Raw genomic sequence first — 13,528 nt, 5'->3', positions numbered from 1 at the left:
GCGTCGCATCGTGCGGCAAATGGGCGCTAATCAAGGGCCGCGCGTCGCTATGCGAACTATAGGGCGCGGGCGTGCGCGGATTAATCGCCGCGCCAGGAAGGCACATTTCCATCCCGGGAAAAGATGCGCTCAGCGATGCGCATCGAAAGGCGCATCGGGATCGACGAGCGCGGTGCGGATGAAATGCAGGCACGCGAGCACGCGTTGCATGTCGTGCCTCGCGTCGCGTTCGTCGGGTTCGTCGCGCACGGCGTCGAGCATGCTTTCGGCGATGAGGATCGACGCGACGACCGAACCGATCGCGCGACGCAGCGTCTCGCTGTCCGGCGCGCGGAACAGCACGGCGATATCGCGCAACACGCGCGCGAGCGACGTGCTCCACGCGATGCGCAACGCATCGGCGAAGCGCTGTGCGGGCAACGCGCGTGCTTCGCGACGCAGATCGATCATCGCCTGCCCGACTTCGAGCGTGACGAGCATCCACGACAGCGCCTGCCGGTGTTCGCGCGAGCGCCGCGTGAGCAGGCCGCGCAGTTGCGACATCAGATCGTGCGTGCCCGAGTGAAAGCGCTCGCCGAGTCCCGCGAGCTTGCCTTCGCAGGCGAGCGCGGCCTGGGCGCGCAGTTCCGCGAGCGTCTTGCCGACGAGCCACGCGGTGCGCGGCGGCACGATGACCGCGCAGGCGATGGCCGCGGCGAGCATCGCGACGACAACGGCGACGCCGTTGTTCAGGAGCAGGCCCGGATCGTAGACGATGCGGTTGTCGGGCGCGGCGAGCAGACAGAAGAACACGCAAAAGCCGATGCCGTATCCGGCGGCGGCGGGACGCATCGCGAGGAACGCGCCTGCCGCGAGGGGCGGCGCGAGCACCGCGCACAGAAGCGCGAAGCCGTCGATGGCGGGATAGACGTGGCACAGGAACACATAGCCCGTCACGACCGCGCACGCCGCGCCCGCTGCCATCTGCGCGATGAACTTCGACGGCCGCGCCGATGCCGACGACAACGCGCACGCGAGCGTCGCGCCGATCACGGCATAGCCGCCGCTCGGCCACGCGGTGACGATCCAGAACCACGCGGTCGCCGCGATCACGCTGCCCGTCCGCGCGAAGGTCGCTGCAATGACGAAGCGGTTGGTCTTCGCTTCATATCGGGACGGCGCGCGATCGTTCGACGGTTCGCCATTCGCGATCGACAGATAGCGCATCGTGTCGTCGACGAAGCGATACAGCAGCTCGCCCGACGTGGTGAAGTCGAGCTGCGTCGCGTGATCCGCGCTTGCGAGACTGCGTTGCGCTTCACGCACGCGCCGCGGCAGTGTCGCCTTGTAGCGCGCCAGATGCGCTTGCAGCGAGTCGCGTTCTAAGATGCGCGCGAGCTCGTCGAGGAAGGGCGCGAGCGCATCGTGCGCGCATCGCGTGTGATCCGATCGCAGACGCTTGACCGACTGATCGAGTGCATGCAGGCGCGCGCAGGCATCCATGAACGCGCTGTTCAGTTGCGCGAGCGCGCCGTTGCCCTGACGCATCGCGTGCGATTCGTAGGCGGCGATGCCGCGCGTCGCTTCGAAGCCGACGATCTCATCGACGAAATCGGCGAAGCGGCGCTCACGCGCGATGCGTGACAGACGCCCGCGCAACACGCCCGCCGCGAACGCGGCGAAGTCCGTCTGACGCCGCGCGAGCGACTGCACGAGCGTCGCGCTCGCATGACGCGGAAACACGAGCGCGCTCACGACGCTCGAGCACACGATGCCGAGCATGACTTCCGCGCCGCGCGTGAGCGTGGCGATCAGCAAGGTATTCGGATCGGTGACGGCGGGAATGCCGATGAGCGCCGCCGTATAGCCCGCGAGCACGAAGCCATACCAGCGGAACTGCCGATAGCGCACCGCGAGCGCGGTGCACGCGGCGACCCATAGTGTCAGGGCGAGCACATAGAGCTCGGTCTGCTGCACGAACACCGCGCCCAGCACGAGCGCGGCCAGCATGCCGAGCGCCGTGCCCGCGAAACGATAGACGCTCTTGGCGAGCACCATGCCGGAGAAGGGCTGCATCAGCACGAAGGTGGTCGTCATCGCGACGCGCGGCTGCGGCAGTTCCAGCCGCATCGCGATGCCCATCGCAAGGAACGCGGCGAGCAGCGTCTTCGCGAGATGAAGCCAGATGTGGCCATCGGTGGCGCGCCAGTCGCGCATCGACACGCGTGCTTCCAGGAACGACATGCAGTCCGCCGACAGGCTCCTCATCGTGAAGGCGCCGATTGTAGGCAACCCGTTCACGGCGATTAATGAGGGAATTCGGGAACATTCTTTCCGGATTCAACAACAATCGCCCCCGGGAAAAGTCGGACAATGACGCTTCCGAAGTATTTGTGACCGTTTGATGGATACCCTACAGAACATGCGGGTCTTCACCCGCGTGATCGAAGCCGGCAGCTTCACGGCTGCGGCTCAGTCGATGAATTCGACGACCGGCGCGATGTCGCGCGCCGTCTCCGAACTGGAAGCCCATTTGCGCACGCGCCTGATGAACCGCTCGACGCGGCGTCTCGCGCTCACATCGGCGGGCGAGCGCTATCTGAAGCGCGTGCGGCAGATTCTCGCCGACATCGACGGCGCGGAAGAGGAAGCGAGCTGCGCGCATGAACATCCGTCGGGCACGCTGCGCATGTTCAGCTTCGCGAGCGTGGGCCAGCATTACATCCTGCCGGCCATCGCCCGGTATCGCGCGCTGTATCCCGATGTCAAGGTCGAGCTGACGCTGTCGCAGCGCATGCCCGATCTCTTCGAAGGCAGCAGCGACGTGGCCGTGGTCTCGGCGAGCGCATTGTCGGATTCGGAAGTCATCTCGAACAAGCTCGGCGCGACCTTCAGCATTCTGTGCGCATCGCCGGAATATCTGCGCTCGCGCGGCGCGCCCGAAGTGACCGCCGATCTCGCGCAGCACGATTGCCTCACCTTGCAGACGCCCGCGTTTCCCGCGCGCGAATGGACGCTCGAAGGGCCGGAAGGCCGCGAGACGCTGCAGATCAGCGGGCCGGTGCAGGTGAATATCGCGGAGTCGCTCGTGGTGGCGATTCGCGAAGGCATGGGCATCGGCATGTTGCCGTTGTATGCGGCGATCGAAGGCTTGCGCAACGGCTCGCTCGTGCGCGTGCTGCCGCATCACACGCTGCAGCGCACGAACCTCTATGCGCTCTATGCGTCACGCAAGTTCGTCGATGCCAAGACGCGCACGTGGGTCGAGTTTCTGCGCGCGCATCTGCCGGATGTGATCGCGCGCGACGAAGCCCTGCTTGCCGAAGTGGGCAAGGGCAAGCCGAACGTCCTGCGCGCCGCGTGAATCACGTATCGCTCCACATGCGCAACAGGTTGTGATAGCAGCCGACGAGTGAGCGCTTCGCGGCTTCGTCGCCGTCGGTGGCGTTGAGGCGTTGGATCGAGTTGTCGAGATCGAAGAGCAGCGCGCGCTGCGCATCGTCGCGCACGAGGCTTTGCGCCCAGAAGAAGCTCGACACGCGCGCGCCGCGCGTGACCGGCCGCACCTGATGCAGGCTCGTGGCCGGATAAACGATCGCATGCCCGGGAGGCAGCTTCACTTCCTGCACGCCGTAAGTATCTTCGATGATGAGCTCGCCGCCGTCATAGTCCTCGGGCGGCGTGAGAAAGAGCGTGACCGAGACATCGGTGCGCACGCGCGCGCCGTGACCGGGCACGATGCGGATCGCGCCATCGACATGACTGCCGAAATGCATGCCGCCTTCATAGCGGTTGAAGAGCGGCGGATACACGCGATTGGGCAGCACCGCGCTGATGAATAGCGGATGACGCTCGAGCGCGCCGATGATCGCATCGCCCAGTTCCTGCGCGATCGGCGAGCCTTCCGCGATCTGCATGTTGCGCTTGACCGGCGCGCCCTGATAGCCCGCGGTCGCGCGGCCATCGACCCAGGAGTCGCTGGCTTCGAGACGCGCGCGCATCGCGGCGGTGTCTTCGGGGCTCAGCACGTTCGGTATCGAGAGGATCATTGTTATGGCCTTCGGGCGCGCGCCATGTATCGCGGCGCGCGCTCATTTCACATCAACGGAAGCGGTAGTTCAACGTCGCGAGGAACGTGCGGCCGAGGCCCGGCACCGCGCGCCCGCCATCCGACGGAATCAGTGCGTCGTAATACTTCTTGTCGGTCATGTTCAGCACGTTGAGCTGGATATCGTAGCGCTTCTGATGATACGCGGCCATCACGTCCCAGCGCACGTAGCCGCCCACTTCCACCAGATTGTTGTTCGCCGCATAGCGCGACGACACATACGTCGGCCCGCCGCCGATCTGCCACGCCGGCGTGAAGTCGTAGGTCGTCCACAGCGTGAGCATGTTATGCGGCGTGTTCGCGAGCTGGTTGCCGGTGGTGCCGTCGAACGCCTTCTGCACCGTGCCGTCCATGTACGTGTAGCCGCCGAAGATCTGCCATTGCCGTGTGATGTGGCCCGCGACGCCCAGCTGATAGCCGCGCACGCGCACGTCGCCGTCGAGCGTGTATTCGCCCGTCGATGTCTGCGTGCGCGCGTTGGTCTTGTCGATGTTGAAGAGCGACTGCGTCACCGACAGCCCGCCGTTCAGCAGATCCCACTTCGAGCCGATCTCGTACGAGCGGTTATGCTCGGGCGGCGTGTTCTGCTGGCCGTTGGTGAGCGTGAGCGCTTCGAGCGACGGATTGAACGACGTGCCGTACGACACGTAGTACGACTGCCAGTCGGTCGGCTGCCACACGACGCCGGTGCGCACGCTCGTGAAGTAGTTCGTCTGCGTCGCGTAGCCGGGCGCGTTGATCGAGTTGTGGATCGACGCCTCGTAGCGGTCCCAGCGCACGCCGCCGATCCACTTCCAGTGTTCGCCGATCGAGATCGTATCGTTCAAATAGATGCCGATGCCGTTCGCGCTCGATTCCGCGAGATTGGTCGCCACTTCGCGATAGTTCGACGGGCGCGGCACGTAAGGCGGATTGACGAGCGGCACGATCGCGAGCGTGTTCGACGGCAGGCCCGGCGTGGTCGCGGTGAAGGTCTGGTTGCTGTACGTCTCGTGGCTCAGATCGACACCGAAGAGCATGTCGTGCTTCAGGAGGCCGGTCGCGAACTTGCCCTGGAAGTCGGTCGTGTTGTAGACCGAGTGATCGTTGATGTTGCGGTCCTTGCCTTGCAGCCGCACATAGAGCGACGTGAGCGGCAGCGTCGTGTAGTTGCCGTTCGAGAGCGCGGGCGACGTGCCGAGCGGTCCCGTCAATACGGCCGCCGGGTTGGTCGCGCGCGCCTCGGTGCTGTAGTGGCTGAACTGCGTCTGGTTGCGCAGCGTGAACATGTCGTTGAAGCGATGCTCCACGCGGGCGTTCACGGTTTGCACGTCCTGGATCGTGCGGTCGTCGGTGAAGCCGTAGAAGGTCTTCGTGTCGACGGGCGCGGGATGGCCGTTCAGCGGCGGGATGCCGTAGTCGGGCTGATCGCGGTTGTGCTGGATCAGCGCGGACAGCGTCACCTGCGTCGGCGTGCCGATGCCGAACTTCACTTCGGGCGCGATGCCGTAATCCTTGTTGTGCATCTCGTCGCGCGTCGAGCCGAGCGACTGGCCGAACGCGTTGATGCGGAACGCGGAGGTGTCCGTCATCGGCTGATTGATATCGACCGTCGTGCGATAGCGGTCGTGCGTGCCCGCCTGCAGCGAGACATCGGCGCGCGGCTTCAGGTTCGGCTGCTTGCTGACCTGATTGATGACGCCGCCCGTCGAACCGCGTCCGAAGTACAGCGACGACGGGCCGTAGAGCACGTCGATCGATTCGAGATTGAACGTATCGCGATAGTACTGGCCGCGGTCGCGGAAACCGTCGAGATAAATGTCCGTGCGCGCCGAGAAGCCGCGCAGGTTGATGTTGTTGCCGATCTGCCCGCCTTCGGCCGCGCCGATCGTGACGCCCGGCACGTTGCGCAGCGCGTCGGTGAAGGAGCTCACGCCCTGCGAATTCAGCACTGCCTTCGGCACGACCACGACCGCCTGCGGAATATCGCGCAGCGCGGTCGGCACCTTGGCGCCGACGCTCGACATGTCGGGCTGGAAATCCGGCGCGTCGGCCTGGCCCGTCACCTTGACGGCGGGCAGGGCGGCGGTTTCGGGTGCGGTGGCGGCGGAAGTGCCGTCGGCAGGCGCCGCTTGCGCGACTTGAGATGCGGAAGGAGCGTTCTGCGATGCGGCTTGCGTGGACTGCGCTGCGGCTTGCGGTGCGGTTTGGGCGTAGAGCGGTGCGGCCATGGGAACCGCGGCAATAGTCACCAATGCCGCTGCGAGCGGCGTTTTCCTCAACATGTCGTTCTTATCCCGATGCTTGTTAGTGATATCCAAATCGGCAGCGAAGCGGGTTTTCGTCTGCGAAAGTGATCGAACAGCGATCAAAGCGGAGCGGGCGGCGACGCCTTGAACCTGTTAGCGCATCCGGTCGCGGCGGGCCTGATTGAACTGACCTATCGTTGCGATTGTTATAAATGCGAATCAGTATCATTACATGTCTCAAAAACATTTGGAAATAAACATTGCAGAATGCGGGTCTTTTTGCCGGCGACCGTGACGTCCGTGCAACGAAAAAATGTGTGGTTCGCACGCTGGGGTCGGCGCGCGCTGAGGGCCGCGTAATAACGGTTCGGAGGAAAAGCTCAGCTGTCGCGGCGTTCGCGCGGACCTAGACGGCGCGCATTGCGGACAAAAAGTGGCGGATCACTATGGCGCCGTGCCGACGCGCCCGACCGCCCTCAGAATCCGGCGACGCCGGACGTGACGAGCGCATAAGGACCGCTCGTCAATTGCTGGCGCAGGAAATCGATGCACACGCGGATCTTCGCGGAATGCGACGAACGCGCCGACGTCACCGCCCACACGTCCGCGCGTTGCCGGTAGGCGGGCAGCACGGGCACGAGCGTGCCGTTCTGCAGGCTCGATGCGACATCCCAGATCGATCCCATCACGATGCCGAAGCCATCCTCGGCCCACTGGCGCACGATGTCGCTGTGATTCGACGCGATCGGTCCCGTCACCTTGACGCTTTCCTCGCCGTTTGGCCCGGCGAGCCGCCAGACGCCGAAGCGCTGATCGCGTCCGCGGAAAAGCAGGCAATCGTGCTGTGAGAGCTCGGCGAGCGTCTTCGGCGCGCCGCGCCGTTCGAGATACGCGGGCGCGGCCGCGAGCACACGAAAGCTCTCGACGATCTTGTGCGCGATCAGATGCGGCTCGTGCACTTCACCGACGCGAATGTCGATATCGAAGTTCTCGCCGACGAGATCGACGCGCCGGTCGAGCAGTTCGAGCCAGATCTCCAGCCCCGGATGACGCCGCCGCAGCAAGGTGAGCGCGGGCGACACATGCTCGCGCCCGAGCCGCAGACTCGTGCCGATGCGCAACAGCCCGCGCGGATCGTCGAGGCCGGAAAACGCGTCGGCCATGCCTTGCACGTCATCGAGAATCTTCTGCGCCCACTGGAAGGCCGCTTCGCCGTCGCTCGTGATGGACACGCGGCGCGTCGTGCGCATGAAGAGCTTCACGCCGAGACTCGTCTCCAGCATCGCGATGCGCTTGCTGACATGCGCCGGCGAGATGCCGGTCTCGGTCGCGGCCGCGATGAAGCTCGAACGCCGCGCGACGATGCAGAAGAGCTGCAGGTCGCGCAGGAATTGGTCGTTGTTCGCGACGAGCGCGCTTTGTGTTTTCATCGGCTGATCTTGCCCGTGTGCCCGCTTGCGGCCGTGGCCCTAAGCCTAGCCGCAAGCGAAGCGCACGCGCAAGAACATCAGTTCGACAGCGACAGATACGGCGAGCTGAACGCCTGCGGCGGGAAGGCCGGCTGCACGCCGCCCTGTCGCGTGAAGCTGTAGCGCACGTACACGGCGGCGAGCCACTCGCGATACTGATACGCGTTGCCGAACGATGCCGTCGCGCCGAACGCGAGTTGCGGCGCAAGCTGATATTCGCCCGTCGCGCTGAGCGAGTACGACACGCCCGTCTTGCTTTGGCCCGGATAGACCGCGCCCGCATCGGGCGTCGCGCCGGAGCTCGCGGCCCGCGCCTGGTAGGTGGCGTTCGTCGGGAAATAGTTCGACGCGTCCTCGCGGTAGTGCTGCACGCCGATCGAACCCTTCAGGTCGTAGGAGAACAGCCCCGTGCGCCCCATGTACTCGACCGGGAAGTTCAGGATCACGTACTGCTGCGGGCTGAAGTAGCCGCCTTGCCCGTACGTGAAATACGACAGGTTCTTGTCGTAGTGCATCAGCGTGGTGTTCGCGCCGACGGTGAGCGTCTGGTCCGGGTCCTTGATGATGCGCGTATAGATGCCGCCGCCGCCCTTCACCGCGTTGTTGGTCGCGACCTGATTGCCGTCGAGGAACTGATACGCAGCGTTCACGTAGACGCCGCTCGTGCCGTCGTCCCAGCCGAGATCGGCGCGTGCGCCCGTCGATGTCACGCCGCCCCATTCGAGGCCCGCGCCCTGATCGCGCGTGCCGGCATACGAGAGCAGGCTGTCGGTCACGGCGCGGCGCGCGACCGCGAGCGAGTACGAGACCTTGTCGGTGATCGCGTTCTGATACTGCAAGCCGCCGACGACGTTGGTCTCGCGGAAGCCGAGCGGCGTCGTGCCGATATCGCCCTTGATGTTGCGGTTCTCGTAGCCGACGGAGAGGCCGACGCCCGTCGCCGTCTGCGAGCCGTAGTTGTTGGTCGGCGGATTGGCCACCGCGCCGAGACCCGAGCCGAAGCGCGCGAGCGTATTCGGCTCGCTGCTCGCCGTGCCGGCGTCGAGCGTCACGGGCGTCGCGCGCACGATCACGTGGCCGTTGCCCGCCTTGATGCGGCCTTCGATGGGCGCTTCGATGTCGGTCAGGTTCGAGAGGCCGTCCTCGCCGTCGCGGCTGCGGAAGATGAGGCCGCCCGAGATCGTGCTCGCCTGCTCGCGATTGATCTGCGCAAGCTCTTCCGCGACACCCGCCGTCTGTGAATTCGCGACCGGCACGGGGACGCCGCCGGCGCTCATTGTCGCGGCGGTGGCGGCGCGCTGCGCGGGCTGCGCCTGCGACGGATAGTAGGGCTGCGCGTAGCCCGCGGGCGGCTGCGGGATGTAGGGCTGCTGCGCGTACTGCGGCGCGTAGGGTTGCGGCGGCGCGTAATAAGGCTGCTGGCCGTACGGCGCTTGCGCGTATGGCTGCGGTTGCGGCGGCGCGGTGTAGGCGTAGGGATCGGCGGGACGCGCCGCCGTCGCCTTGTTCGACGCCTTCTGCTTCTTCGTCGCGCCGGCAGCAGGCTGCGGCGCGTAGGCGTTTGCTTGCGCGTCGCGCGCGCCGGGCGACATCGGCCAGGGCGCGGCGTACGGGTCTTGCGCGGCGTAGGGCTGCTGCTGCGGGTAGGGCTGCTGCTGCGGATAAGCCTGCTGCTGCGGATAAGCCTGCTGCTGCGGATAAGCCTGCTGCTGCGGATAAGCCTGCACCGCATACCCGGCCGAAGCCCCCGCATCCTGCCCCGGATACGGCTGCAACGGCGCGCCGGATTGCCCCGAGCCGTAAGCGTCGGGTCCATAGCCGCCGCTCGAAACCGGACGCGGCGCGCCCTGAGGCACGGGTGCCGGCGAGGGCGCGACATAGGGCGCGGTATAAGGCGCGGGCTGAGGAGGCGGCAGATAGGTCGGCACGGGCTGCGAGTAACTCTGAGGAAGGGCCTGACGATAAGACGCGCCGGATGCGAGCGCCGGATTCGACGCCGTATCGACGGCCGTCTTGCCTTCGAACGGATTGGTGCCGGGGAGCGGATTCGAGCCGATGCGGCTCATCGCGCTTTCCCAGCCGCGCGGGACATTGCCGCGCGCCTGACCGGACGCGGCGGCCGGCGCGGGCGTATTGGCCGCGACGAGCGAGCGTTGCAGGAACTGTGCCGCGAGATCGAGCTTGCCTTGCGCGCGATACATCCGGCCGATCGCGGCCAGCACGCCGGGATCGTTGGGCGCGGCGGCATACGCCTGATTCGCGTAGGTCTGCGCGAGCTTGAAATCGTGCACGCCGCTCGCGGCCGACATCGCCGCCGTCTGCAAGCCGACATCGTCGGGGCGGCGCGACAGCGCGTTCTGATAGCAGGCAAGCGCGCTGCGGTCATCGCCCGCCGATGTGTACATGCGGCCGAGCGCGGCCTGGAGATCGGCGTTGTCGGGCATCGCGGCGAGCCACGGCGCGATGACGTCGTACGCGGCGGCGAGATCGCCCTGCCGGCGCACGGCATCCGCGCGCGCGACGACGATGCCCACGTTCAGATTGTTGAAGTCGGCGCGCTGCTGCGTCGTGAGCGGCATCGACTGCAGGCGGCGCATCACGGAGCCGAGCTCGGCTTCCTGCTGCGTCGCCGACAGAATGCCCGCGTATTGCAGCAACAGGCCGGTGTCGTTCGGCGCACTGGCGATCGCGCCGCGCACGAGCGACAGCGCCCGTGCCGGATCGCCCGCCTTCACATACGCCGACGCCACCGCGCCCATCAGTTCGGCATTGCCTGCCGCGACCGGCTCGGCGCGGCGCAGGATCGCGAACGCCTGCTCGCGCTGGCCCGCCGCAGCGGCGCGCGTCGCGAGATCGGCCTGCTGATGAACCCAGAGGCGATGCTGCAAGGCGGTCATCGCGGGCGTGCGTTGCGTGGCGGGAATGCGCTCGAGCTGCGCGAGTCCCGTCGACCAGTCCTGCGTTTCGGCCGAGAGCAGCGCGCTCGCGTAGAGGGCGTCGGTCATGTCGGGATGCGTGGCGAGCAGGCCGTCCATCATGCTGCGCGCATTGCCGACCGCGCCCTGACGCACGTAGATGCGCGCGAGATCGAGCCGCAGCCACGGATCGTCGGGATTGTTGAGCAGCGCGTCCTCGAAGAGACTGCGCGCCGCGCCGAGATCGCCGCGCGCTTCCGCCGCGCGCGCCTGCGCGGCCTGCGCCTCGCCGCGCAGCTTGTTGATGCCGCCCGCTTTCGCCTGCTGCTCCGTGTTCAGCCGATTGGCGAATTCGAGCGCTTCGTCGCCGCGCCCTTGCGCGGCCAATGCGCCGACGAGCCCGCGAATCGCGTCGGGATTGTCGGCCTGACGGCGCAGCGCCATGCGGTACGCCGCTTCCGCGCCGCGCGGATCGCCGTTCGCGAGCAGCATTTCGCCGAGCAGCACCTGCGCGGTGACATCGGAGGGATTGATCGCGATCGCGCGCTCGAACAGCGCCTTCGCCTGCGCGATCTGGCCGTTGCTGCGCGCGCCGATGGCATCGCTCGTATAGGTCCAGTAGGTCGCGCTCGTGAGGGCGTCTTTCCAGCGCGCCGGATTGCCCGCGCGCGAGGCGCGTTCGAGATACGTGCGCGCCTCCGCGAAACGCTCCTGCTTGAGCGCCGCGACGCCCATGCCGCCGAGCGCGTCGGCGTCGTTCGGATTGCTCGCGAGCACCGATGAAAAGCGCGCGCGCGCCGTCACGAGATCGCCGCGATCGAGCGCGGCGAAGCCTTCCGCGACCGTGCGGCCGCGCGTATCGACGACGGCATCGGCCTCTGCGCGCTCGCGTGCCGACTTGTCCTGCTGCACCATCGAATCGAAGCGCGCCTTCACGGCGGCGTCGCCGGGCGAAACCTGCAGATACGCCTGATAAAGCGGCGCATCCGACGCGCGCGCGCCGAGCCAGAGCAGCGCCTGCCGCCAGCTCTTCTTCGCGTCCGCGCCGACGGCGCTGTCGTTCGCGAGCTTCGCGAGCCGTGCGATGCCGTCGCGCCGCGTCGAATCGCGATAGGTCAGGTGTTGCGCATAGGCGAGCTGGTAGCGCGGCTCGTCGGGATTCTCGCGCGCCAGCTGCTCGAGGCCGCGGCGCGCTTCGTCCCAGCCCTGGGGCGTCGCGGCGAGCGCCTGGTAGTACTCGAGCTGAAGCTGCGGCGTCGTCGGCTTGCCTTCGATCGCGCGCCTGTATTCCTGCACCGCCGACGCGCTCTGTCCGCTCTGCGCGAGCCGGCGCGCGTCGTTCACGGTCTGGTCGCGCGAGCTGGTTTCGCCGAGACGGCGGCCGAGCTCGTCGATGTTCGGATAGTTCGGCGCGACCTGACGCAACTGCGCGAGATACTGCTGCGCGCCGCTGCCGTCCTTGCGGTCGGCGAGCACCATGCCCATGCCGAAGAGCGCATCGGGCTGCTTCGGATTGATGCGCAGCACCTTCTGCCACGCCTGCTCCGCGAGATCGCCGCGCTTGTGCGCCTGCCAGTACTTGCCCTGGTCGATGAGCACGGTCAGCGGGTCGGCGGCGGCCTGCGCGAAGGCCAGTACGGGCGTGGCGCAGATCAGCGCCGCGAGCACGCGTTTTCTGGTCCGGATCAGCATGCGCGTCTCCAGTTCGGCTGGAGACGGCCGTTTTCGTCGAAGCGATATCGTCCGTCGATGAAACCGCCACCGAACAGCCCGAGCACGCGGTCGTAGTAGACCGGCTCGCGGCCCGCGCCCGGCGGCGCGGCCAGCGCTTCGAGATGGGTGCGCGCAAGCCCGAGGCCGCGCTCGTCGTTCAGCGCCTTGAAGTAGGGCGCAAGCGCGCCCCAGTAGGAGAGCGGGCCTTCGCCGGTCGCCGCGCCGGTCGTCACGTTGACTTTCTCAGGCGGAAAGCCCGTCTGCGCCACGCTCTGGCGCATGCCGCCGAGCGCATCGAGCCACGGCCGCGCGAGCGGATCGCCGCTCGCCGCCATGCCGGCCCACAGATAGACGCGAATCGCGTCATAGCTGCCGGTATCGCCGTTCTTCGGATCGACGGCGAACTGGCCGTTTTGATAAGCCGCCCAGTCCGGCGCGTAGCCGCGCGGCGACGTGACTTTGACCATCTTCGCGGCGTTTTGCGCGAGCTTCGCCCACGGGCCGTCAGGCATTTCATGCGCGAGGCCGCGCAACAGCGGCAGCGGCAGATAGCTCGGATTCAGGCGCGTCACGTCGCCAGCGCGAAAGCCTTGCGGACCGGGCAGCAGCATCGGACCGAGGCCTGGTAAGTCGACGATTTCCTGCTTCACGATCTGCGTCGCGAGCGCGTAGGCGAGCTTCGTGTACGCCGGCTCCTTCCACAGCCGGCCGGCCTGGAACAGGTCGTAGGCGATCCACAGATCGGCATCGGATGCCGGGTTCGGATCCATCACGCCGAACGAGCCGTCCTGCTTCCTGCCCCATTGCCACGCGGGCAGGCGCAGGCTGTTCGCATCGAACTGATTCGCCGACAGATTGCTGCGCGTCCAGTTGAGCAGACGATCGAAAGTCGCGCGGTCGTTCGCGACGAGCGCGAAGAACATGCCGTAGGACTGGCCTTCCGATGTGGTCTGCTGCGCGTCGGTCGAACGGTCGATGACGCGGCCATCGGCCTGCACGACGCGCTCCACGAAGAGACGGTACGCGGGCCAGTCGCATTGCTGCGCGGCCTGCGCGCTTGCCGCCGAGACGGCGATGATTGCACCAGCGAAAAACCTGGTGGTGAATACCCGCATA

Annotated in this window: 7 protein-coding genes; 1 reads left to right on the top strand and 6 read right to left on the bottom strand. The window is 66.9% G+C overall.

Features of this window, described 5'->3' with window-relative positions; all coding sequences use genetic code 11:
* Positions 1 to 129 precede the first annotated feature (129 nt).
* On the bottom strand, positions 130 to 2,247 hold the full coding sequence (locus tag AWB78_RS09035; protein WP_062604212.1) for an FUSC family protein: 2,118 nt from the start codon (positions 2,245 to 2,247) through the stop codon (positions 130 to 132).
* Between the two features lie 136 nt (positions 2,248 to 2,383).
* On the opposite strand from AWB78_RS09035, the gene AWB78_RS09030 reads away from it, so the two are divergent.
* Positions 2,384 to 3,343 (top strand): LysR family transcriptional regulator, encoded by a 960-nt coding sequence (locus tag AWB78_RS09030; RefSeq protein WP_062604211.1) that lies wholly within the window; start codon positions 2,384 to 2,386, stop codon positions 3,341 to 3,343.
* 1 nt (position 3,344) lies between these two features.
* Here AWB78_RS09030 and AWB78_RS09025 read toward each other — a convergent pair whose 3' ends face one another.
* The 5 genes from AWB78_RS09025 to bcsZ form a co-directional block, all read right to left on the bottom strand.
* Entirely contained in the window at positions 3,345 to 4,028 is a 684-nt protein-coding gene (locus tag AWB78_RS09025; protein WP_062604210.1) for a Fe2+-dependent dioxygenase, read from the bottom strand.
* Positions 4,029 to 4,080: 52 nt separating this feature from the next.
* Positions 4,081 to 6,351, bottom strand: a complete 2,271-nt coding sequence (locus tag AWB78_RS09020; protein WP_062604209.1) for a TonB-dependent receptor — start codon at positions 6,349 to 6,351, stop codon at positions 4,081 to 4,083.
* A 440-nt stretch (positions 6,352 to 6,791) separates the two neighbouring features.
* Positions 6,792 to 7,745, bottom strand: coding sequence for a LysR family transcriptional regulator (locus tag AWB78_RS09015; protein WP_062604208.1), 954 nt, complete (start codon positions 7,743 to 7,745; stop codon positions 6,792 to 6,794).
* Positions 7,746 to 7,822: 77 nt separating this feature from the next.
* Positions 7,823 to 12,391, bottom strand: a complete 4,569-nt coding sequence (locus AWB78_RS09010) for a cellulose biosynthesis protein BcsC (protein WP_062604207.1) — start codon at positions 12,389 to 12,391, stop codon at positions 7,823 to 7,825.
* Positions 12,385 to 13,527, bottom strand: coding sequence for a cellulose synthase complex periplasmic endoglucanase BcsZ (gene bcsZ, locus AWB78_RS09005; protein ID WP_062604206.1), 1,143 nt, complete (start codon positions 13,525 to 13,527; stop codon positions 12,385 to 12,387). The genes AWB78_RS09010 and bcsZ overlap by 7 nt, the downstream gene beginning before the upstream one ends.
* Position 13,528 lies beyond the last annotated feature (1 nt).

Origin of the sequence: Caballeronia calidae, assembly GCF_900044055.2 — a bacterium.
In the GTDB taxonomy this organism is placed as follows: domain Bacteria; phylum Pseudomonadota; class Gammaproteobacteria; order Burkholderiales; family Burkholderiaceae; genus Caballeronia; species Caballeronia calidae.
Note: the sequence above shows the minus strand (reverse complement) of the source record. Positions and strands in the feature narration are given on the sequence as shown.

Excerpts from the sequence above, each read along its gene's own strand:
- AWB78_RS09035 (WP_062604212.1), bottom strand. The coding sequence starts at position 2,247 with ATGAGGAGCCTGTCGGCGGACTGCATGTCGTTCCTGGAAGCACGCGTG.
- AWB78_RS09030 (WP_062604211.1), top strand. The coding sequence starts at position 2,384 with ATGGATACCCTACAGAACATGCGGGTCTTCACCCGCGTGATCGAAGCC.
- AWB78_RS09025 (WP_062604210.1), bottom strand. The coding sequence starts at position 4,028 with ATGATCCTCTCGATACCGAACGTGCTGAGCCCCGAAGACACCGCCGCG.
- AWB78_RS09020 (WP_062604209.1), bottom strand. The coding sequence starts at position 6,351 with ATGTTGAGGAAAACGCCGCTCGCAGCGGCATTGGTGACTATTGCCGCG.
- AWB78_RS09015 (WP_062604208.1), bottom strand. The coding sequence starts at position 7,745 with ATGAAAACACAAAGCGCGCTCGTCGCGAACAACGACCAATTCCTGCGC.
- AWB78_RS09010 (WP_062604207.1), bottom strand. The coding sequence starts at position 12,391 with ATGCTGATCCGGACCAGAAAACGCGTGCTCGCGGCGCTGATCTGCGCC.
- bcsZ (WP_062604206.1), bottom strand. The coding sequence starts at position 13,527 with ATGCGGGTATTCACCACCAGGTTTTTCGCTGGTGCAATCATCGCCGTC.